Raw genomic sequence first — 23,020 nt, 5'->3', positions numbered from 1 at the left:
TTCAAATCCAACAATGGAGCTGAAAACTTCTGTGTTATAAGATCCGTCGTGGATACCCTGATCAAACGTTCGGGAAATATCTTAGAAAATCTAAATCATATAGCTAATTTACAACCTGAGTAGTTACAATATGAATAAACAATTACAATTTCTAAAAAATCTTTACCTCATTTTTTTAGCATTCATACTTCTCTGCTTCAACAGTATAAATGCGCAGACGCTTAATCCAGGCGATTTGGCAGTTATTGGTTGGAACGCTATCACGGATCGAGTCCTCATCGTCAATCTGGTGGACATCCCAGCTGGGACGGTGATTAAAATTACGGATAAGGGATGGGATCAGAGCAACTATGCATTTACAGTATCAAATACGGGTGACGGAATTGTGACCTGGTCAGTAACTAGTACAGTGCAAGCCGGAACCGTGCTAGAATTGTTTTTAGGTGGTAGTGATGAGGTCACTACATTAACTAACTTAACATCCTCAAACAATTTGACGAGCAATATAGCTATTTTAGGTTATACTGTTAGTGATCCAATGCCTTTATCTGGAGACCAAGTTTTCATATACCAAGGATTGGATAATAATCCTTTTTTCATTTTTGGAATGAATAATTCCGCTGGATCAGTGGATTCGAATAATTGGAATAACAATTATGAATCAAACCTTGCATTTATTACATTAAGAGATTCATACCTTCCCAATGGATTTGGTAGCCTGAATGCCCTTACCAATGGCATCAATGCCATTGGCTTACCTGGTGGAGGGGATCAACGAGACAATGTTCAATATTCGGGTCCAATATCAGTTGCTGATCGTGCTACTTGGTTGGCTCGTTTTACGAACATAAATAATTGGAGTGGAAGTGATGCAAATGACTTATCCAATTCAATAACAACGTCATCTACCCCAATTGTCAATATTGCATCTCCATGCGTTAACCCCAATATTACTGCTCATCCTTCCAATGTTAACTCATGTGTAGGAGGTAATGCTACATTTAATGTTGCGGCTACTGGTGCTTCTGCCTATCAATGGCAGGTTAATACTGGGGCTGGATTTGTGAACCTTAGTAACTCAGCGCCATACTCAGGAGTAACAACAAGTACATTATCAATAACAGGCATTACCAGTGGCATGAATGGTTTTTTATATCGTTGTGTAGCCATAGAAAGCTCCTGTGAAACAACATCTAATTCAGCAGAATTGGTAGCAAACCTCTCTTCAACTACCTCACAATCGAATGTATCCTGCTTCGGTGGTTCAAATGGAACTGCCACAGTTAATGCATCAGGTGGATCGGCGCCTTATACTTACAGTTGGGCACCATCAGGAGGTACAGCTGCCACTGCCACTGGACTTTCCGCTGGTAATTACACGGTTACTGTCACGGATGCAAACTCCTGTCAGACAACCCAGAATTTCACAATAACCCAACCACCAGCATTAACGGCTACTGCTGCCAGTCAAACAAATGTAAGCTGTAACGGTGGGTCAAATGGTTCAGCAACAGTTTTAGTTACGGGGGGTACAGGTACCTATTTTTACAGCTGGGTACCATCAGGAGGTACAGGTGCCACTGCCACTGGACTTTCCGCTGGTAATTACACGGTTACTGTCACGGATGCAAACTCCTGTGAGACAACCCAGAATTTTACAATAAGCCAACCACCAGCATTAACGGCTACTGCTGCCAGCCAAAGCAATGTAAGCTGCAATGGTGGCTCCAATGGTACAGCAACTGTGAATGTATCAGGTGGAGTCTTTGGATATACTTACAGCTGGGCACCATCAGGAGGTACAGGTGCTACTGCCACTGGACTTTCTTCGGGCACTTACACGGTTACTGTTACCGATGCAAATGCATGTCAAACAACCCAGAGTTTTACAATTACGGAACCTTCCCCTCTTCAGGTGTCCTTTGCAAAGACAGATGTTAGTGTATACGGAGGGTCTAATGGCACAGCAACGGTAATAGCAACTGGTGGAACCGCTGGATACACCTTCAGCTGGGCACCCTATGGGGGAAGTAATGCTACTGCTACAGGTTTGGTAGCAGGTTTCTACACTGTCACAGTTACAGACGCAAACATGTGCTCTGTAAACCAGAATATAGAAATTGTCGAGCCAACAGAACTGAATGCTGAGGTGGTGCAGACAAACGTATCCACCTTTGGTGGAGCAGATGGATCGGCTTCAGTAGTGCCTTCTGGAGGAGTATCTCCTTACACAATAGTTTGGGATACGGATCCCGCACAGTATGCAGCAAATATCTCTGGCTTGGTTGCTGGCACCTATACAGCTACTATAACCGATAATAATGGACATCAGATCACTAGAGAAGTTAACATTACGGAACCAGAGGTAAGTACAAATGCAACGTTATCCTCATTAGCGTTAAACAACGGAAACCTGTTTCCTTCTTTTGATCCTGCGGTGTTAAACTATACCGTTTCTGTAAGCAACGCAGTCAATTCAATTGCAGTCACAGCGACTTTAGCGGATGCAACAGCAACCATGGAAATTAATGGAGCTCCTGCAACCAGTGCTGAACAAACAGGCTCTATAGCTTTGCTTCCTGGAATAAACAGTATTTTAGTGGATGTTACTGCGCAAGATGGATTAACCACAACTTTTTATGCTGTAGAAATTACCCGAGGTCTTCCTATTTTCTCTGGCTTGCCTGCCAGTATTACCATGGAGGAAGATGCTAGGGATTCAGATGCAGAAGTGAATTTAGGAGGCGCCCAATTAGTAGGTGGATCAGGAACATACTCCTTACGCATTACTGCTTCAGAAGGATATTTCGATATAGCAGCTTCGGGTTCCAATTTGATCGTAACAGGGCATTCAAGTGCAGCATTAACCCTTACGGGAACATTAGCTGAGATTAATCAATATATCAGTATTCCTTCTAATATCTACTTTATTCCACCTGCAGATTTAAACGGTTCTGCAGCTGTGGAATTGGACTGGAGGATTAAGGAAGCTGCAGCAGAAGATGATCAATATAGCAATATTGGACAAGTGGTGATAAACCTGACAGCCGTGAACGATGCTCCTGTTAATTCAGTACCAGGAACTCAACAAGTTGATCAGAATAGCGCTCTTGTGTTTTCAAGTGCCAATGGCAACCCGATTAGTGTAAGCGATGTAGACGCTGGTGGAGCAAGCATTAAAATATCCTTAGTAGTCACCAATGGTGTTTTAACACTATCAGGAACCACTGGTTTAATTTTCACCTCAGGGACGGGAGTAAATAATTCTACCATGGTTTTTGAAGGCTCAATTGCTAATATTAATGTGGCTTTGGAGGGGATGGTATTCACTCCAACTTCAGGATTCAGTGGATCAGCAACGCTAACAATCACCAGCGATGACCAGGGTTTCTCCGGATCAGGTGGTGCACTAACGGCAACTGATGAAGTATTAATCAATGTGAACATTGTTGCTCCTGTAATATCTTCGGTAACTGTACCATCAGACGGTGTGTACGCTATAGGTGAAAATTTGGATTTCACCTTGAACTTTTCTGAAGTAGTGACTGTCAACGGTTCACCGCAGCTCAGTCTGACAATCGGGTCTACAACAAGACAGGCAACTTACATTTCTGGTTCAGGTACCAACGCATTGGTATTCCGATATACCGTCCAAAGCGAAGACCTTGATCTGAATGGAATCCTTGCTGGAACACTTTCTCTTAATGGTGGGACAATAAGGGATTTGGCTGATAATAATGCTAACCTAACCTTGAATGCAATAGGTAGTACAGCTCAAGTTTTGGTGGATGGGGTTAGGCCAACCGTTTCCAGTTTGAGTTTGAGCAATACCACTTTTGCAATTGGACAAACGGGAACACTTACTGTGGTATTTAGCGAAAGGATTATTGGGCTAGAAACTAATGATTTCACTGTCTTTAATGGTACTTTATCTGGCTTGTCCTCCTCAGATGGAGGAACCACTTGGACAGCAACATTTACCCCTTCAAGTAATGTGCAACAGCCGGTCAATCTTATCACCCTTGATAATACAGGCTATACAGACCTGGCAGGAAATGCAGGTACAGGAACTACAGATTCCAATAATTATGCAATTGATACGCAGCGCCCTACAGTTTCTATAACAGTAGCTGATGATCAATTGACAGTAGGAGAAACAACTTCAGTTACAATTTTATTTAGCGAAGCTGTTACAGGCTTAACCCTTGCAGATTTCTCAGTATCCAATGGGAATTTGACGAGCTTGAGTACTAATGATAATATTACTTATACTGCGACATTGACGCCCACAATAAATACGGAGCAAGCGACCAATTTAATTACCTTGGACAATACTGGCTATCAAGATGTGCCGGGTAATACGGGGATAGGTGCTACTGATTCAAACAATTATCTGGTAGACACTAGACCTCCATTGGTTCAAACTCAGAATATAACTGTTCAGTTGGGAGTAGATGGTACGGCAAGTATTTTAGCCAGTCAGGTTGATAATAACAGTATTGATGGATTTGGTATAGCTAGTGTTTCGGTTAACCAGACTAGCTTCGATTGTAGCGATGTTGGACCTAACACATTGACCCTAACAGTTACAGATAACAATGGCAATCAAGCAACAGGAACTGCAATTGTTACGGTGGAGGATGTTACTGGTCCAGAGGTTACAACTCAAAATATAAGCATCCAGCTTGATACATCAGGAAGTGCAAGTATAAATGCTACTGATCTTGTTTTCGAAAGTACAGATGCATGTGGTGTCTCAAGTACTACTGCTAGCCAAACCGAATTTGATAGCAATGATATTGGAGAAAATATCATCTCTGTTACAGTTACGGATACAAATGGTAATTCAACTACTGCAACTGCAATTGTTGAAGTATTAGCAATTGATATCACAGGCATCACATTCGAGGATCAAAGTTTTGTCTTTGACGGAACAGAGAAGTCACTTGAAATCACTGGTACATTACCAGCAGGAGCTTCTGTCTCCTATGTTAACAATACCAGAACTGATGTAGGAACACAGGAAGCTACTGCAACGATCTCAGGAAGCAATTATACCACCTTGGTGCTTACAGCTGATCTGACCATCACTCCAGCAACAATCACAGGTGTTACTTTTGAGGATGGCAACTTTGTCTTTGACGGAACAGAGAAGTCACTTGAAATCACTGGTACACTACCAGCAGGAACTTCTGTGGCTTATGATAACAATACCAGAACTGATGTAGGAACACAGGAGGCTACTGCAACGATCTCAGGAAGCAATTATATCACCTTGGTGCTTACAGCTGATCTGACGATCACTCCAGCAACAATCACAGGTGTTACATTCGAAGATGGAAGTTTTGTCTATGATGGCACAGAAAAATCCATAGAGATCAATGGTACATTACCAGCAGGAACTTCTGTCTCCTATGTTAACAATACCAGAACAGATGTGGGAACGCAGGGAGCAACTGCAACGATCTCAGGAAGCAATTATACCACCTTGGTGCTTACAGCTGATTTGACCATCACTCCAGCAACAATCACAGGTGTTACTTTTGAGGATCAGAGTTTTGTCTTTGACGGAACAGAGAAGTCACTTGAAATCACTGGTACATTACCAGTGGGCACTTCTGTCTCCTATGTTAACAATACCAGAACAGATGTGGGAACGCAGGGAGCAACTGCAACGATCTCAGGAAGCAATTATACTACCTTGGTACTGACAGCTGATCTGAACATCACTCCAGCAACAATCACAGGTATTACATTCGAAGATGGAAGTTTTGAATATGATGGCACAGAAAAATCCATAGAGATCACTGGTACATTACCAGTAGGCACTTCTGTGGCTTATGATAACAATACCAGAACAGATGTTGGAACACAGGAAGCAACTGCAACGATCTCAGGAAGCAATTATACCACCTTGGTGCTTACAGCTGATCTGACGATCACTCCAGCAACAATCACAGGTGTAACATTCGAAGATGGAAGTTTTGTCTATGATGGTACAGAAAAATCCATAGAGATCACTGGCACTTTACCAGTAGGCACTTCTGTAGCTTATGATAGCAATACCAGAACTGATGTTGGAGTACAGGAAGCTACTGCAACGATCTCAGGAAGCAATTATACCACCTTGGTGCTTACAGCTGATCTGAACATCACCCCTGCAACAATCACAGGAATCACATTTGAGGATCAGAGCTTTGTATTTGACGGAACAGAGAAAACCATAGAAATCACTGGCACTTTACCAGCAGGCACTTCTGTCTCCTATGAAAATAATACCAGAACAAATGTAGGAACACAGGAAGCTACTGCAACGATCACAGGAAGTAACTACACTACCTTGGTACTTACAGCTGATCTGACCATCACTCCAGGTGATATCACAAGTGTTACATTTGAGGATCAGAGCTTTGTATTTGATGGCGCAGAAAAATCCATAGAAATCACTGGCACTTTACCAGTAGGAACTTCTGTGGCTTATGATAATAATACCAGAACTGATGTAGGAACACAGGAGGCTGCTGCAACGATTACAGGAAGCAATTATACTACCTTGGTACTTACGGCTGATCTGACCATCACACCTGCTGTGTTAGAAATTAACCCTACGCTAAATCAAGGGAAAGTTTACGGAGAAAGTGACCCAATGCTAACCTTTACTGCTACTGGTTTCGGTAGTGGAGATGATGAAGCAATTTTAACAGGTTCAATTGTAAGGGTTGCAGGAGAGCATGTAGGAAGCTACGCGATTACGCAAGGATCACTTGATGCTGGGGCTAACTATTCCATATTGTTTAGTACAGGAGATTTCCACATCACGCAAGCTCAATTGACCATCACAGCAACTGATCAGACCAAGGTTTATGGTGCAGCGAATCCAGCCTTGACCTTTACCTACGCTGGTTTGGTTAACGACGATTCCAAAGTGACAACAGAACCAAGTATCAGCACCACAGCAACAGCAAGTTCAGGAGTTGGAACCTATCCAATCACCTTGGCAGGAGGTTCAGATGCGAACTATGAGATCACTTTGGTAGCAGGAGCATTGGAAGTGACCAAGGCAACGCTAACAATCACAGCAGATAGCCAAATCAAACCATTTGGGGTTGAAGATCCAGCCTTGACTTATCAAGTATCAGGATTAGTAAATGATGATCAACCAGCAACCATAACTGGTTCTCTTCAGAGAGCAGTTGGTGAGGAGCCTGGTAGCTATGCTATAGGCCTAGGAAGCTTGTCTGCTGGTAATAACTATACCATCAACTTTGTTTCAGCAGATTTAACAATCACTGCTTCTGAAATAGACATGGTATTCCAGCCTGCAAATGTAGAAACCGCATGGGGTCAGGAACCTGCTTTACCTTCAAGCATCGGGGTAATGACGGCTGATGGTCAAGTATTATCATTCCCGATTACTTGGAACCTATCACCATTGAACATCTACGCAAGAGGAGATTACGCACTCGAAGCAGTGATCAACCTATCAGAAGGCTACACGAATCCAATGGAATTGATGGCTAATGTGACGGTAACAGTACTGCCAAAACCAGCACCTCAAGACTTGCTATTGGATAACTTATCCTTCAGAGCCGATAGTAAAAACTATCAGATTAGGGTAGGGGGACTTAGTGTGGTAGACCCTATAGATAATGTACATAGCATCGAGCTGGTACAGGGCGCCTATGAAAGTAGCTTCTTTGCAATCATCAACAATGCCTTGTACTGGAACACCACTGCAAGGGTAGAAGGGAAGAAAACCTTCGAAGTGCTCATCAGAGTCACAGATAGAGATGGCAATGTGATAGAGAAGGTGTTCACGATCGAAAGGACAAGAGAATCAGTTTCCGCGATTGAAATTTTCAATTCATTCAGTCCCAATGGTGATGGTACCAATGATACTTGGGGAGTACCAGAATTGAGGTATTACAGTGGCGTGGTGATTCAAGTGTTCGAGAGAAGTGGTAAGCGCTTGTTCTACACGCAAAACCCTGATATCAAATGGGATGGTTTCTTTGAAACCATAGCGTTACCTACAGGTACTTACTACTGGACAGTAGAAGTTAAAGAGACGGGAGAAGTGAGAAAGGGCATGTTGAATCTATTTAGAAAGTAATAGAAATAATGAAAGACGAAGGAAGAGGGATGAAATACCACTTCCTTCTTTTTCAAAATCAACAACATTTTAACGCCAAACATTTAACGTTTAACAAGATTGATCATGAAAAAAATATACCTACTCTTTATTGCAATTACAATGAGCATGTCATCATTTGCTCAGTCAAGAAAATATGTTTCCCAGTTTAGCCACATGCAGAGTTATTTCAATCCTGCATTAACAGGCTATGAAGGGTCGAATTTCCGTGGTTTGATCAGAAATCAATGGGTGGGGTTTGAAGGAGCTCCGATGACATTTTTCGGGAGTTTGGAGTTTGACATTGCAGACTTTTCCAAAGGTGCAGATCCAAATAAGAATGCTTTAGGGTTCAATGTGCTCCATGATCAATATGGGGCATTTGTAGAGACCGAGATGATAGGTTCTTATGCTTCTAGGATTCAAGTAGGAGAGAAGACAGCTATCCGTTTGGGTATGGGCGTGAGCTACAATCAAGTGAGGCTAGACGGCAACAGCCTGACCACAGAGCAAGCCAGCGATCCAGTTGTAGGGCAATACTTGAACAGCTTTGCCAACATGCAAGTGTTAGATTTCAATATCGGTATGGCACTAACCCATCCAAATTATTATGTTTCCTATGCCGTCTCTCATGTAAACAAAGGAGCGATCAACTCAGGAGACGTATTCATGGAGAGAAAACCAAGAGTAGGAATCTTCCAAGCGGGCTACAGGAATGCATTGACTCAAAACTTGGCTTTGGCAACAAACTTTATGTATAGAACTCAGCAAGATTTGCCAGATAACATTGAGTTCAATTTCAAAGTATTGATGATGGATAGAATATGGCTAGGTGGAGGACATAGGATCGATTATGCTAACAATTTCCAGCTTGGAGTCTTGTTTCCAATGATCAGGATAGGCTATGTCTATGAATTGCCGATGAACAAGTCATATTTGTTACCAAATACGACTCATGAGTTTTTGGCAGTAATTCCATTGTTCAAGAAGAACATCCGATCAGATAGTAAAGAGGTGTTAATTTGGTAAAAGCTACAAGAGAGGGAAACGTTAGAAAATAAAATGATTCAAATGATGCTTAAATGAGTAAGTTTATCAATTGACATTTTGATTTTTCTATCAATAACAACAAAAGGAAGGGGAGCTCCCTTCCTTTTGTTGTTATACTTGGATCATAAGAGGTTGAATTTTATTAACCCCCCCTATATCCACTCCAGTTTTTCTACAGTTTGTTCTACTTTTAAGTCACCAGTATGTTGAGTAGTTTTGGGCTCTATCAACATGACTTTTACTTCTTCTCCGTTGTCAGTCCATGGCCTGTGTTCAACACCCTTCGGTATGATCAAAACTTCACCAGGCTTTGTGGTTATGGTGTTACCATCTCTAAAGTCCATCATCAATGTGCCGCTTAACACCACAAACATTTCATCTTCTTCCTGATGGCTATGCCAAACCAACTCTCCGCTAAGCTTGGCTAATTTCACGAAATTCTCATTCAATTCTCCTACTATATAAGGATGCCAGTGATGATGTATTTTGGCGAATTTTTCTTCTAAGTCAATTTTCATATTGCTATGCTATTTAGCTTGTTTTATGATCCAGTTACTGATCAAGGCCAATGCTTCAGGGGCAAAGGTTTGTTCAATCTGGGAATATTCAGAAACTAGTACTGTTTGGCTGGATTGAAATCCAATCTGTAAACAATTAGCATAAAATCTCCTTGAAAAATCACAGGTAGAATGCTTCTTTTTGAATCAAAGATCAAAAGGTGCATTAAAATATCCAATTAAAAGATATTTAAGTGATTGAAAACTTTAATGAGGACCTTAGTGCGCTCGGAAGGATTCGAACCCTCAACCCTCGGAGCCGAAATCCGATATTCTATCCAGTTGAACTACGAGCGCATGGTAGAGAAGGCTATCTTCATTGATTTAATTCAAACTCGGTATTTTGATTGAGTTTGACATACCAAGAGAGATAGCCTTTTCATTTTATGATTTACGAACCAAATGATCTCTTATATTTTCTTGCAATACTAAGCGATCAAGCGGTAGTAATTTCTAATTATGAAATAGCTTCTTTTACTTTATCAGCAGCTTCTTTCAAGGTGATGGCAGAAGAAACTTTCAATCCTGACTCATCGATAATTTTCGCACCTTCTTCAGCATTCGTACCTTGAAGTCTCACGATGATAGGAACTCTGATGTCTCCGATGGACTTATAAGCCTCTACTACACCGTTTGCAATTCTGTCACATCTTACGATACCACCGAATACATTGATCAATATAGCTTTTACATTAGGGTCTTTCAAGATGATTCTGAAACCAGCTTCTACAGTAGTAGCATTGGCTCCGCCACCAACATCTAGGAAGTTTGCAGGCTCTCCACCAGAAAGTTTGATCATATCCATAGTCGCCATAGCAAGACCAGCACCATTTACCATACAGCCTACATTACCGTCAAGCTTCACATAGTTAAGTCCTGATTCTCCAGCTTCTACTTCCAAAGGATCTTCCTCTTCCAAATCTCTCAATGCCGCAAGATCTTTGTGTCTGTACAGGGCATTATCATCCAAGTTTACCTTTGCATCTACTGCCAAGATTTTGTTGTCAGATGTTTTCAATACAGGGTTGATTTCAAACTGAGAAGAATCAGTTCCTTCATATGCAGCATAAAGCGCAGAGATGAATTTCACCATTTCTTTGAAGGCATTACCTTCTAAGCCCAATTTGAAAGCTACTTTTCTAGCTTGGAATCCTTGAAGACCTACTTTAGGATCGATCCACTCTTTGATAATTTTTTCTGGAGTTTTTTCTGCCACCTCTTCGATGTCCATTCCCCCCTCTGTAGATGCCATGATGACATTACAACCTTTGGCTCTGTCTAAAAGTATAGAAAGATAATACTCTTTTGGTTCTGAATCACCAGGATAATATACATCTTCAGCGATCAATACCTTGTTTACTTTTTTTCCTTCAGGGCCCGTTTGGTGTGTTACCAAAGTACCGCCAAGGATGTTTTTGGCTTTCTCAGCTACATCTTCAAGTTTTTTGGCTAAAACTACACCATTTGAATCTGTTTCCTGAACTTTACCTTTTCCACGTCCACCTGCATGGATTTGTGCTTTGATCACATACCATGAAGTGCCTGTCTCTGCATTGAGTTTTTTGGCTGCTTCAAGTGCGGCTTCAGGGGTTTCTGCTACGATGCCTTCCTGAATTTTTACACCATAACTTTTTAAAACTTCTTTTGCTTGATATTCGTGTATATTCATCCTTGAGAAAATTTTTGCACGAAGTTAAGTCCTTCGTCTTGATTTTTCAAGCTAAGTCTATCTCTTTTTGGTAAAAATATGGCATTTTTGATTCATTGATAGATTTTGAATTAACTTTGCCATTCATAAAAAACGATACCATGCTACAAGCCAAAGGAATAGAAAAATACTACGGGGACTTACATGTTCTTAAGGGTGTGGATGTTATGATCAGTCCAGCGGAGGTAGTGTCTATCGTAGGAGCCTCTGGTGCAGGTAAAAGTACATTGCTTCATATCCTTGGAACGCTAGACGAAGCAGACAAAGGAGAAGTGTTTGTAGGAGATGTCAATGTGAGCAAACTTTCAGGAGATAAGTTAGCCGCTTTTAGAAATAAGGAAATTGGCTTTATTTTTCAGTTCCATAATTTGCTTCCTGAGTTTACTGGTGAGGAAAATATCATTATCCCTGGTTTGATTGCAGGTAGGTCAGAGGTAGAATTGAAAAAACGTGCCCATGAATTGGCGTCTATTCTCGGGGTAGCTGGAAGGCTTCAGCATAAGCCATCGGAACTCTCTGGTGGTGAGCAGCAGCGAATCGCAGTGGCAAGGGCACTTATCAACGATCCGAAGATCATCTTCGCTGATGAGCCAAGTGGTAACTTAGATTCTAAAAGTGCAGAAGATTTACACCACCTTTTTTTCAAGCTAAGAGATGAATTCAAGCAATCCTTTGTGATCGTCACTCACAACCAAGAGCTTGCAGAGATGGCAGATAGGATGCTGACCATGCAGGATGGTAGGATAGTATTGAACTAATCTAAGAAAAGAATCATTTAATTGTTGTCTATTATCTAGTACCATGAGGTTGTGTAAAAGCCTTTCAAAATTCAAAAGATACGATCTAGTTATTTGTATCAAAATATGGAGAAAATTTGAAAACAGAATTAATTAAGGTGTATCTAATAAATTTCATGTGATCATACAAATAATCAAGTAAATAGCTTTGAGTAAAAAGAGTGTTCAGCACATGTTATTGGCGGGGTTTTTATTTGCCTTGATGAATGTGTCAGTAAAATTGATTCCCCATATCCCCGCTATTGAGATAATTCTATTTCGATCAGTGCTGAGTTTTTTCATGACTTTTATAGTTCTAAAGCGCCTAAAAGTGCCATTGTTTGGCAATAATCGTAGCTTGCTGATCACTAGAGGAGTTGCTGGATCTGTTGGACTGATTGCTTTTTTTTACAATCTCCAGACCATTCCACTAGCAAGTGCCGTGACGATCAACTATCTAGCGCCTATTTTCACGACTATTCTTGGGATTTTTATAGTTGGAGAAAAAGTAGCAAAGCGTAAGTACCTTTATTTTGGTGTTTCATTCCTTGGTGTTTTGATTATAAAAGGATTTGATCCACGAATATCATTATTTGATTTGTCAATTGGCTTGATCGCTTCTCTGGCTATGGGAGTGGCTTATAATGTGATCCGTAAGTTGAAAAACACCGAGCATCCACTGGTGATCATGTTCTATTTCCCTTTGATAACTACACCTATTGCTGCTCTGATTTCATATTTTATCTGGGTGGCGCCAGTAGGTTGGGATTGGTTAGTCTTGCTTGTGGTAGGCATACTGACTCAAGCAGCGCAATATTTTATGACTTTGGCCTATCAAAATGCCAACCTATCGAAAATCTCAAGTTTAAGCTATATTGGGATTATTTATGCCTTGGGGTTTGGCTTCTTTGTTTTTGATGAAACCTACACTTTGATAACCTATTTGGGTATGTTGTTGGTGCTGGGGGGAGTCTTGCTGAATCTGACTTCTAAGAAGTAAAGACAATATTTTAGCCTTGATGTATTCAAGATTCAATTTACATTTTCAACTTTTTGGATAACAGCGATTTTTAAGATACATTTAAAATATGCCAGGGATTGAATACTTTGGTTTGGAAATAGGTCTTTTAGTTAGGTTTTTTTCCAAGCGAAATATTTTCCTTAGTTCAAGATCGGAAGAGTATGTTATTAGCATTTGGTTTACTTTAATTCTAAAGATAGATCAAAGCTTATTAGAATTTATCATTCGAATAAAAAACCCTAAATCCAATTAAAAAGATATTTACCAATGAAATTTGATAGGTCTTTAGCTATTGAGCAAATTAGAGAGAATCAAGATTGGGATGTGATAATCATCGGAGGTGGTGCCACGGGGTTGGGGGTAGCTGTAGATGCTTCGAGTCGAGGTTTTAAAACCCTACTACTAGAGTCCCATGATTTTGCGAAAGGAACATCGAGTAGAAGTACCAAGTTGGTTCATGGAGGAGTGCGGTACATGGCCAATGGCGATATTGGGTTAGTTCGTGAAGCATTGAAAGAAAGAGGGATTTTGTCAAAAAATGCATCTCACTTGTTTAAAAAGCAGGAGTTTGTAATACCAAATTACACTTGGTGGGGAGGCTGGTATTACAAGTTCGGGCTTTCTGTGTATGATTTTTTATCCGGGAAATTGAGCTTAGGCAAAACAAGGTATATCTCGAGAACCCAAACCATAGAAGCTATTCCAACCATTAACCAAGCTAAACTTAGTAGCGGAGTAGTTTATTATGATGGACAGTTTGATGATGCTAGACTGGCACTCAATCTGGCACAAACAGCTGTAGAACAAGGAGCTGTTGTGCTCAATTATTTCCCAGTCACAGGATTTGAAAAAGATAAGGCAGGTAAAGTTATAGGCGTAAAGGGAATAGATAAGGAGTGTGGAGCAAGTTTTTTAATACATACCAAAACAGTCGTCAATGCAACTGGTGTCTTTACCAATGATGTTATGAGTTTGGATAATCCAGATTCAGGCAAAATGATTGTCCCCAGTCAAGGAATTCACCTGGTGCTGGATAGAAAGTTTTTGCCAACAGATCAGGCGTTGATGATACCCAAAACTTCTGATGGAAGGGTCTTGTTCGCTGTTCCTTGGCACAATAAGGTTATAGTGGGTACTACTGATACTTTGATTGAATCGACTTCCTATGAACCCAAACCACTAGAAGAAGAGGTGAAGTTTATATTAGATACCGCCAGAAGATTTCTGTCGATTGCGCCTACCAAAGCGGATGTCAAGTCTGTTTTTTCAGGTCTTCGTCCTCTTGCAGCGCCTTCAGACAAAAATCAAAAAACTAAAGAAATATCAAGAAGTCACAAAATAGTGATGTCTGATTCTGGAATATTGACGATGATAGGGGGGAAGTGGACTACTTATAGAAAAATGGCCGAGGATATCATTGATAAGCTGATTTCATTGAAAAAGCTACCTTATAGGACTTGTAGAAGTGCAGAAATTGCTATTCATGGAAATGTAAATTCGCCTCATGTAGATTTTAATGACCCATATTATGTCTATGGAAGTGACCAAAAGGAACTCAAGAGTTTACGTCAATCAAATAATCACTATCAAAAGAAGTTACACCCAGATCATGAATATTGCATGGAAGTAGTGGTATTTGCTGTTCAAAACGAAATGGCCCTTCATGTAGAAGATGTACTGGCTCGTCGGACCAGATTATTGTTTCTGGATGCCAAAGCTGCAAAATCAAGTGCTCTAAAGGTGGCAGAAATGATGGCTGAGTTGCTACACAAAGACCGTGATTGGATCGAGCAGGAGGTTGAGTATTTCTCCAAGCTAGCAGATGGATATATCTTGACGAATTAGAAAACAGAGATTTTAATAGCCCAATTTTAACCTTGATAACATGAATAAATTCGTAATGGCAATGGACCAAGGAACGACTAGTTCTAGATCCATTATTTTTGATCACAAAGGAGAAATTATTTCTACAGGCCAAAAAGAATTCAAGCAATATTTTCCAAAGGCTGGCTGGGTAGAACATGATCCCATTGAAATATGGGAAACACAAGCGGAAGTGACGGCTCAAGCGATTAGGCAATCTAATTTGAGTGCTAAAGATCTGGTAGCTATAGGTATCACAAATCAGAGAGAGACGGTGCTTGTTTGGGATAAAAGCTCTGGCGAGCCAATTTACAATGCCATTGTTTGGCAGGATAAAAGGACTTCTGATTATTGTGAAGAGTTGAAAACAGCTGGAAAAGATGACCTTATAAGAAATAAAACTGGTTTATTGTTAGACCCATACTTTTCAGGAACTAAAATAAAGTGGATTCTTGATCATGTAGAGGGATCGCGTGATAGGGCAAGAAAGGGTGAGCTGATTTGTGGTACGATAGATACTTGGCTGGTGTGGAAGCTTACTGGGGGTGAAGTACATGTCACAGATGTAAGTAATGCTTCTAGAACTTTGCTTTACAATATCAACACATTGGAATGGGATGAAGAGTTACTTTCCTTATTCGAAATACCTATAGAGATGCTTCCAGAAGTGAAAGCCAGCAGTGAAGTTTATGGTAATACAAAGTGTGAATTTTTAGACCATGAGGTACCTATAGCAGGTATTGCAGGAGATCAGCAAGCGGCCTTGTTTGGTCAGCAATGTACAAAAAAGGGTATGGTGAAGAATACCTATGGAACAGGCTGCTTTATGCTGATGAATATAGGAAAGAAACCTGTTATTTCAGAACATGGTTTATTGACGACCATTGCATGGAAGATAGGAGATAAGACCACTTACGCACTAGAAGGTAGTATCTTCGTAGGAGGAGCTGTAGTACAATGGTTAAGAGATAAGTTAGGTGTGATCCTGTCCTCCAAACAAGTAGAAGAGCTTGCAGGAAAAGTTGAGGATACAGAAGGAGTGGTGTTTGTACCCACATTTGCTGGTCTTGGTGCCCCATATTGGAATGCTTACGCTCGGGGAACTTTGTTTGGATTGACTAGGAATACTTCAGACGCCCATATTGCAAGAGCAGCTCTGAATGCTATTGCTTATCAAACGATGGATGTATTAGAGGCAATGCAAGCAGATAGTGATTTGGAAATCAAGGAGCTAAGGGTAGATGGTGGAGCGACTATCAATGATATATTGATGCAGTTTCAATCTGATGTTTTGCATGTCAATGTGGTTCGTCCTGATATTACTGAGACTACCGCCCTTGGAGCTGCATTTTTGGCTGGTTTGGCAGTTGGCTATTGGGAGGATACCAAAGAAATTAGTAAGTTTTGGAAAAAAGATAAAACATACGAACCTAATCCTGACCGTTCAAAAGTTGAAAGAGGAATAGCTGACTGGAAACATGCTATCAAAACTATTCAGTTTTGGACAAAAAGAGATTGAAGATAACCTTTTGAAATAATAAACCCTAAGTTCTCTATTGATGGAAGCATATGTTTTTGAATTTATTGCTACAGCCATTTTGCTCTTAATGGGCTGTTCTGTAGTTGCCAATGTGATCTTAAAGGACACCAAAGGCCATGGCGGAGGCTGGATGGTGATCTCTACTGGGTGGGCTTTGGGAGTCTATCTTGGTGTGGTGGTTGCAGCTCCTTACAGTGGTGCTCATCTCAACCCTGCAGTCACTATATCACTTGCAGTTTATGGAGCTTTTGAATGGAGTTTAGTCCCTGGGTATCTTTTAGCTCAATTATTTGGAGCTTTTATCGGTGCATTTATCACATGGGTGAATTATAAGGATCACTTTGACCGAACCGAAGATTCAAATACGAAGCTTGCAGTTTTTGCTACAAGTCCAGCTATAAAAAATGCTCCTCTCAATTTAGTTGCGGAGCTGACTGGCACATTTGTTCTACTTTTTGTAATATTCTTTATTACTGATGCTGAGTTAATGACAGATGAGGGTAGTACACCTATTGGCCTGGGTGCCGTTGGCGCAATACCAGTAGCGTTTTTGGTTTGGGTGATTGGACTTAGCCTCGGAGGAACGACAGGGTACGCGATCAACCCAGCGAGAGATTTGGGGCCAAGGCTTTTTCATGCCTTGGCACCTATCTATCAAAAGGGTTCAAGTAAGTGGGATTATGCTTGGATTCCTATTGTAGGCCCTGTTTTAGGAGGGGTGATAGCAGCATTCCTTGCTGGATTACTGATGAAATAGCTTCTAATCAATCTCTAAGTGTGATCTCAATGTCAGAGGTAGCTTCTATTCGATTGGTGATTTTTCTATAAATATCTCTATTCTGATTGTTGCTGATGACAATTATTCCATCTGTCAGGGTAGCATTTTCTAGTTCTTGATCAGTGACATTAGTGAACCAATTGTTTACATTGATCTCCAAAAGTGCAAGTGGATTGTTGATTCTATCTACTGAGAAATATGCTCCATTTCTCCCTTCTATTTCTACTTCAAAATCTATATCATCTCCAAAATGTTCAAATCTCAACAGAACTGAGTTGCCATTTTCTTTGGTGAATGACCCAGATAGAAAAATTGAAGGTTCATTTCTGTAATCGATTAGATCTAATTCTACTTCGATCTCTCTATATTCTCCTTCAGGAATGTTGATGAAAAAATCTGCATCAGGATTGAATTTATCTAGTGATATTTTTTTGATTTCTTTGAATTTGATTTCGATTTCTCTTTCGAATCTTCCATTCTCATTTCTACCTTCTACATCAAGTTCCAATTCTTTGACTTGAATAAATCCATCGATTATATTCAATCTTGAAGCCAAGGTTCTTGCCTCGGCATTTGAAGAGCCTTCATCTTTTAATTTAAGTGCAAAGCCAAGTTTTCCTTCTCCGATTCCTGGGATTTCATCTTCAGAAGAACAAGATGAAATCGATAATACTAATGTTGAAATCAATACAATGGTGAGTAAGCTAAATATTCTTTTCATAATAAATTGGTTATAATCAAATCGCTTATCAAAAGCTCAGCCATTTTTTATAATTCAGTAAAAAAACTGGTAAATTAGGCTGATATCCTAAGGTTTTATCAAAATTTAGCAAGGTATAAATCAAAGCTACTTGAAGTGGCTTATTTGATGAATTGTTACCTCTATAAAGTTAGGTAATAGTGATCACATGAAGGAAGGAAGAAGTCTCATCAATTGGAAAGTTAACTTTTTCTAATTGACATCAAGATTTAAATTACCATATAGCTAAAATTTCCTCTTGAATTCGGCATTTTACACTACATTTGAAGTACTAGTTTGTTGGCCAATGAAAATTACAAAAGATCTTTACCAAGGCTCTCTTGCATTATTGACTGATTTCTACCAATTGACCATGGCATACGCATATTGGAAATCGGGGAAAGCAGAGCAAGAAGCAATTTTTAACTTATTTTTCAGAAAGCACCCTTTCCATGGTGGGTTTACCATAGCAGCAGGTCTGGCATATGTGATTGATTTCTGTAACAATTTTTATTTTCATGAAGACGATCTCGAATACTTGTCAGGAATGACAAACTCAGATGGGTCAGTTGTTTTTGAAGAAGCATTTATCAAGTATTTGAAAAAAATGCGCTTCTCATGCGACTTGGAAGCAGTAGAGGAGGGGACGGTTATATTTCCACACACCCCCATGGTTAAGGTCAAAGGACCGTTGATACAATGTCAATTGTTAGAAACGGCCCTACTGAATATCATCAATTTCCAGACGCTTATAGCAACCAAATCGGCACGAGTTTCACTTGCCGCAAAAGGAGATTCCGTCTTGGAGTTTGGGCTAAGAAGAGCACAAGGTATCGACGGCGCATTAGCGGCAAGTAGGGCTTCATATATTGGAGGGTGTGCTGCTACAAGCAATGTGATGGCAGGGAAGCTATTTGGTATTCCTGTGTCGGGTACACATGCGCATAGTTGGATTATGTCTTTTGATTCCGAGATAGATGCCTTTCACGCTTATGCTGACGCATTTCCTGGTAAGTGTATATTTCTAGTAGATACTTATGACACAGAGACTGGGATCAAGCATGCCATAGAAGTAGGTAAGGTGTTAAGGACTAAAGGAAAGGAAATGCTTGGAGTGAGGATAGACTCTGGGGATTTGGCTTATTTCAGCAACATTGCACGGCAAATGCTCGACGAGGCTGGCTTCCCAGATGCCAAAGTGGTGGCAAGTAATGACCTTGATGAGCATATCATCAGCTCACTAAAATTCCAAGAAGCATCAATAGATACCTGGGGTGTTGGAACAAAGTTAGTGACAGCATACGACCAACCAGCACTTGGAGCTGTTTACAAATTAGCAGCTTTGAAAAGTGATGCTGGACTTTGGGAGCCTAAAGTGAAAGTCTCACAACAATCAATCAAAATAAATGTGCCTGGAGATCATCAAGTAAAGCGGTTTTTGAAGCATGGAAAAGCTATGGCTGATATGTTGTATTTGAAAGATTCTGATATAGAGAAATCAAAAATCACCATTATCGATCCTACAGACCCCACTAAACGTAAAAAATTGAATGTGGAGGACTTGGAAGAAGTCAATTTGTTGAAGCAGATTTTTTTAGGTGGTAAGCAAGTATATATCAGTCCATCAATAAAGGAGATTAAAGAAAATACAAAGACAGGTCTTTCTTATTTTGACAAGGCTCACAAAAGATTGATCAATCCTCATATCTACCCAGTAGGATTGGAGGAACAGCTTTACAAGTTGAGAACAGACTTAGTATTCAAAATGAAAAATTATGAACATGAGTAATAGAGATAAAATTATTTTTTCTACACAAGCATACAGTTATTTGAGGGATGAAGTGATTCGATTGGGTGGATTTGAAAAGGGGGAGATAGAAGTCAAACATTTTCCAGATGGAGAAAGGTATCAAAGAATCATCACTTCGGTATATGAAAAAGATGTGGTCCTAATTGGAGGGACTATCTCAGATGGAGATACCCTTGAAATCTACGATTTGGCCTATGCACTTATAAAATATGGTGCCAAATCCATCTTTATAGTGTTTCCCTATTTTGGCTATTCAACCATGGAAAGAGCCGTGAAAGCTGGAGAAGTGGTGACAGCAAAATCGAGAGCTGTTATGTTTTCTTCTCTACCTCGAACCAGTCAAGGTAATCATTTCATGTTTTTTGATCTTCATTCAGAAGGCATTCCTCATTATTTTGAAGGACAGGTTTTGATCAATCATATTTATTGCAAATCAATTGTGATCAAGATAGCCAAGGAATTGGCATCTCCAGGTTTTGTAATGGCATGCACAGATGCGGGGAGAGCTAAATGGGTAGAGTCATTAGCCAATGACATGGGTGTAGATGCAGCTTTTGTGTTCAAAAGAAGGATATCAGGTGATGAGACTGCTGTGACGAGTATCTCTGCTGATGTCGATGGTAAAGATGTAGTAATCTATGACGACATGATCCGTACAGGAGGATCATTGATAAATGCGGCAAAAGCCTATAAAGAAGCTGGCGCAAATAAGATTTATACCATCACAACTCACGGCTTATTTACTAACGAAGCATTAGAGAAAATAGAGGCATCTGGCGTAATAGAAAAAGTAATAGCGACTGATACTCATGTGAATTGCCACACTTTGAATTCAAAAATACTTCGTGTGGAAACTGTAGCTGATTTGATAGTGGGAGCATTGTAAGAGAAGGTTGAGGAGAAAGGAGAAAGCCTGTTCGTTTGATTGTCCAATTGGGGATGAAGGATGAAAAAGGAAGGTTGAGGGGTATGGATTGACCCAATATACATTTGAAATATACGCTAACCTGCGATAGACAAATTGGTGAATTGTAGCTACGCTGAAATATTTTGAAACTGGTGTTGAAATAGAAATTCGTACCAAAGTATCCATGGAAATTGCTTTTTGGAAAAATCCTTCGAGGGCTTAAGCTGGAGTTGATGTCATTTAGCCAAATTAGACCTACGGTCTTAGCGAAAAGAACCCTCGAAGGATACTTTTGCTTGGAGATTGTTAAATGCGGTTTCTCTGTTGTGATATCGATGGGTTTATAGGGGTTGTTCATTTCAACATTCAAATCTTTGTTGCCAGTAATCTTCTAATTTTAAAAATCCTCCCAAACAATTTTATATTTTTGTAATCTTCCAATCTTAAAAAAATCCTCTAATCTTGAGAACCTATGAAAGGACTAATTATAGTAGATGTACAAAACGATTTTTTGCCAGGTGGCACTCTAGCTGTAAAAGAAGGAGACCAGATTATTCCAATCATAAATCAACTTCAAGAAAAATTTGATTTTATAGTGGCTACACAAGATTGGCATCCAGAGAATCATGGGAGTTTTGCTACTAATCATGAAAATAAGAAACCTGGGGAATTTGTCTCACTCGATGGTATTCAACAGATCTTGTGGCCAGTGCATTGCGTTCAAAATACCTTTGGAGCATCATTTCATAAAGATTTGAATCAAGAAAAATGGAAAGCGGTGTTTCAAAAGGGGATGAATCCAAAAGTAGATTCCTATTCTGGATTTTTTGATAATAATAAAAAGGGCGATACTGGTCTTAGTAAGTTTCTCAAAGATAATGGGATTGAAGAGATTTTTATCTGTGGATTGGCGGAGGACTATTGCGTAAAGTTTACCGTTTTGGATGGTTTAAGTGAGGGGTTTGAGGTTCACCTGATCCTAGATGCCACAAAGGCTGTCAATATCCATCCAGATGATTTTGTTAAAGCAATGATTGAAATGGAAAATGCTGGTGCAGTGATTACACATTCGGAAGAAATCCTCTAAAGCACTTTTTAAAATCTAAAACATGGGATAATGGTACTTCTTCTATTCCTTTGATTTGGATCTCCATACAGGAATGAATACCTGATAGAGATTTCATGCGCTCCAGCTGATTGAAGATTTCCCATTTTGGATAATGTAAAATCATAGCTGTAGCCTATGTCGAGACCACTTTCTAATGTTAGCCCAATTAAGCCGGCAATGGACTCATTGTTTGGCAGAGCATATTTCACAGGGAAACCTCTGTACCAAACGCCCAAAACCAAAGGCTGTATAAAAAACTGTGTCCCAATATCAAGCTGATTAAAAGGCGATTGATGCTTATAGTTGAAAGCAAAAAAAGCTGCTCTTTCCTGACGGGTATTGCTGTAATAATTATTGATAAACCCTTCACCAAGGTCAATTTTTATCCCGCCATGCGCTGATAATCTCATAGGTAGTTTACTTATATTTCCATCAATAAATGAAGTGTTTGGTTGAGAAAGGTGATGGCCTGAGATTCCTAGCCAATAGATTTCGGTGTGGTAAAGCAGACCAAAATTATAATCCATAAAGCTATGGCGATAATCATCAGAAAATAATTCACCACTGTCACTACCTATGCCTCCAGTGTTGATGTCCAATTGATTTCCGAAGACTAAATCTCCAAAATAGGCATCACGATTTACATAGCTGACCTGACCACCTACTCGCAAAAAGGAATCAAAACCAAGTTTTAACCTGTACGCATAGGATATGCCCACTTCATTGGTAGAAAGTTTTGCTTTACTTTCTCTGTTTGCATTGAAAATCAGACCCACACCAGAGTTGATATCAAACATATAATGATCGATGTATGCTGAATAGGAATTAAAAGAATGATCAAGTCCTGGCCATTGATTTCTATAATTTGCACCAATCCGAGTAAGCTCTGATGCTCCTGTAAATGCAGGGTTTAGGTAAAGTGGTGCTGCATAAAACTGCGTATACTGTACATCCTGCCCGAATACTGTCCCCTTCATGTATAAAATGCACATGAAGATAAAGAATGACTTTATGATCGATGGATTTTTCATG

At 40.0% G+C, this 23,020-nt stretch carries 14 protein-coding genes and 1 tRNA gene; 10 read left to right on the top strand and 5 right to left on the bottom strand.

Annotated elements, in window-relative coordinates; translation table 11 throughout:
- Positions 1-130: 130 nt before the first annotated feature.
- Positions 131-8,113 (top strand): Ig-like domain-containing protein, encoded by a 7,983-nt coding sequence (locus MM239_RS03400; RefSeq protein ID WP_241346596.1) that lies wholly within the window; start codon positions 131-133, stop codon positions 8,111-8,113.
- A gap of 105 nt (positions 8,114-8,218) precedes the next feature.
- Positions 8,219-9,160 carry a PorP/SprF family type IX secretion system membrane protein gene (locus tag MM239_RS03395; protein ID WP_241346594.1) on the top strand — a complete coding sequence of 314 codons (942 nt, stop codon included), beginning with the start codon at positions 8,219-8,221 and terminating at the stop codon, positions 9,158-9,160.
- A gap of 173 nt (positions 9,161-9,333) precedes the next feature.
- Here MM239_RS03395 and MM239_RS03390 read toward each other — a convergent pair whose 3' ends face one another.
- The 3 genes from MM239_RS03390 to sucC all read right to left on the bottom strand — a co-directional run bounded on the left by MM239_RS03390 (position 9,334) and on the right by sucC (position 11,407).
- A complete protein-coding gene (locus MM239_RS03390; protein ID WP_241346593.1) occupies positions 9,334-9,699 on the bottom strand; it encodes a cupin domain-containing protein in 366 nt (121 codons plus the stop codon).
- A 262-nt stretch (positions 9,700-9,961) separates the two neighbouring features.
- Positions 9,962-10,035, bottom strand: a tRNA-Arg gene (locus MM239_RS03385).
- Between the two features lie 160 nt (positions 10,036-10,195).
- Complete coding sequence (gene sucC / locus MM239_RS03380) at positions 10,196-11,407, bottom strand: ADP-forming succinate--CoA ligase subunit beta (RefSeq protein ID WP_241346591.1); 1,212 nt, start codon at positions 11,405-11,407, stop codon at positions 10,196-10,198.
- A gap of 140 nt (positions 11,408-11,547) precedes the next feature.
- On the opposite strand from sucC, the gene MM239_RS03375 reads away from it, so the two are divergent.
- The 5 genes from MM239_RS03375 (at position 11,548) to MM239_RS03355 (ending at position 17,403) form a co-directional block, all read left to right on the top strand.
- Positions 11,548-12,204, top strand: coding sequence for an ABC transporter ATP-binding protein (locus MM239_RS03375; protein WP_241346590.1), 657 nt, complete (start codon positions 11,548-11,550; stop codon positions 12,202-12,204).
- Between the two features lie 211 nt (positions 12,205-12,415).
- Entirely contained in the window at positions 12,416-13,222 is an 807-nt protein-coding gene (locus tag MM239_RS03370; RefSeq protein ID WP_241346606.1) for a DMT family transporter, read from the top strand.
- A 288-nt stretch (positions 13,223-13,510) separates the two neighbouring features.
- The gene (locus tag MM239_RS03365) at positions 13,511-15,088 is read left to right on the top strand and encodes a glycerol-3-phosphate dehydrogenase/oxidase (protein ID WP_241346588.1); all 1,578 of its coding nucleotides are present in this window, start codon (positions 13,511-13,513) and stop codon (positions 15,086-15,088) included.
- 40 nt (positions 15,089-15,128) lie between these two features.
- Positions 15,129-16,625, top strand: coding sequence for a glycerol kinase GlpK (gene glpK / locus MM239_RS03360; protein ID WP_241346586.1), 1,497 nt, complete (start codon positions 15,129-15,131; stop codon positions 16,623-16,625).
- Between the two features lie 40 nt (positions 16,626-16,665).
- On the top strand, positions 16,666-17,403 hold the full coding sequence (locus MM239_RS03355) for an MIP/aquaporin family protein (protein WP_241346585.1): 738 nt from the start codon (positions 16,666-16,668) through the stop codon (positions 17,401-17,403).
- 7 nt (positions 17,404-17,410) lie between these two features.
- Here the strand turns inward: MM239_RS03355 and MM239_RS03350 are convergent, their stop codons facing one another.
- The gene (locus MM239_RS03350) at positions 17,411-18,145 is read right to left on the bottom strand and encodes a hypothetical protein (protein ID WP_241346584.1); all 735 of its coding nucleotides are present in this window, start codon (positions 18,143-18,145) and stop codon (positions 17,411-17,413) included.
- 325 nt (positions 18,146-18,470) lie between these two features.
- Between MM239_RS03350 and MM239_RS03345 the strand changes: the two genes are divergently transcribed.
- The 3 genes from MM239_RS03345 to pncA all read left to right on the top strand — a co-directional run bounded on the left by MM239_RS03345 (position 18,471) and on the right by pncA (position 21,967).
- Positions 18,471-19,952, top strand: a complete 1,482-nt coding sequence (locus tag MM239_RS03345) for a nicotinate phosphoribosyltransferase (RefSeq protein WP_241346583.1) — start codon at positions 18,471-18,473, stop codon at positions 19,950-19,952.
- The gene (gene prs / locus MM239_RS03340; protein ID WP_241346582.1) at positions 19,945-20,859 is read left to right on the top strand and encodes a ribose-phosphate diphosphokinase; all 915 of its coding nucleotides are present in this window, start codon (positions 19,945-19,947) and stop codon (positions 20,857-20,859) included. The genes MM239_RS03345 and prs overlap by 8 nt, the downstream gene beginning before the upstream one ends.
- 493 nt (positions 20,860-21,352) lie before the next feature.
- Complete coding sequence (gene pncA, locus MM239_RS03335; protein WP_241346581.1) at positions 21,353-21,967, top strand: bifunctional nicotinamidase/pyrazinamidase; 615 nt, start codon at positions 21,353-21,355, stop codon at positions 21,965-21,967.
- 8 nt (positions 21,968-21,975) lie between these two features.
- Here the strand turns inward: pncA and MM239_RS03330 are convergent, their stop codons facing one another.
- On the bottom strand, positions 21,976-23,019 hold the full coding sequence (locus tag MM239_RS03330; RefSeq protein WP_262918426.1) for a PorP/SprF family type IX secretion system membrane protein: 1,044 nt from the start codon (positions 23,017-23,019) through the stop codon (positions 21,976-21,978).
- Position 23,020 lies beyond the last annotated feature (1 nt).

The organism is Belliella filtrata, from assembly GCF_022549775.1.
GTDB lineage: Bacteria > Bacteroidota > Bacteroidia > Cytophagales > Cyclobacteriaceae > Belliella > Belliella filtrata.
This window is presented reverse-complemented; position numbering and strand designations above follow the sequence as displayed.

Excerpts from the sequence above, each read along its gene's own strand:
- MM239_RS03400 (WP_241346596.1), top strand. The coding sequence starts at position 131 with ATGAATAAACAATTACAATTTCTAAAAAATCTTTACCTCATTTTTTTA.
- MM239_RS03395 (WP_241346594.1), top strand. The coding sequence starts at position 8,219 with ATGAAAAAAATATACCTACTCTTTATTGCAATTACAATGAGCATGTCA.
- MM239_RS03390 (WP_241346593.1), bottom strand. The coding sequence starts at position 9,699 with ATGAAAATTGACTTAGAAGAAAAATTCGCCAAAATACATCATCACTGG.
- sucC (WP_241346591.1), bottom strand. The coding sequence starts at position 11,407 with ATGAATATACACGAATATCAAGCAAAAGAAGTTTTAAAAAGTTATGGT.
- MM239_RS03375 (WP_241346590.1), top strand. The coding sequence starts at position 11,548 with ATGCTACAAGCCAAAGGAATAGAAAAATACTACGGGGACTTACATGTT.
- MM239_RS03370 (WP_241346606.1), top strand. The coding sequence starts at position 12,416 with ATGTTATTGGCGGGGTTTTTATTTGCCTTGATGAATGTGTCAGTAAAA.
- MM239_RS03365 (WP_241346588.1), top strand. The coding sequence starts at position 13,511 with ATGAAATTTGATAGGTCTTTAGCTATTGAGCAAATTAGAGAGAATCAA.
- glpK (WP_241346586.1), top strand. The coding sequence starts at position 15,129 with ATGAATAAATTCGTAATGGCAATGGACCAAGGAACGACTAGTTCTAGA.
- MM239_RS03355 (WP_241346585.1), top strand. The coding sequence starts at position 16,666 with ATGGAAGCATATGTTTTTGAATTTATTGCTACAGCCATTTTGCTCTTA.
- MM239_RS03350 (WP_241346584.1), bottom strand. The coding sequence starts at position 18,145 with ATGAAAAGAATATTTAGCTTACTCACCATTGTATTGATTTCAACATTA.
- MM239_RS03345 (WP_241346583.1), top strand. The coding sequence starts at position 18,471 with ATGAAAATTACAAAAGATCTTTACCAAGGCTCTCTTGCATTATTGACT.
- prs (WP_241346582.1), top strand. The coding sequence starts at position 19,945 with ATGAGTAATAGAGATAAAATTATTTTTTCTACACAAGCATACAGTTAT.
- pncA (WP_241346581.1), top strand. The coding sequence starts at position 21,353 with ATGAAAGGACTAATTATAGTAGATGTACAAAACGATTTTTTGCCAGGT.
- MM239_RS03330 (WP_262918426.1), bottom strand. The coding sequence starts at position 23,019 with ATGAAAAATCCATCGATCATAAAGTCATTCTTTATCTTCATGTGCATT.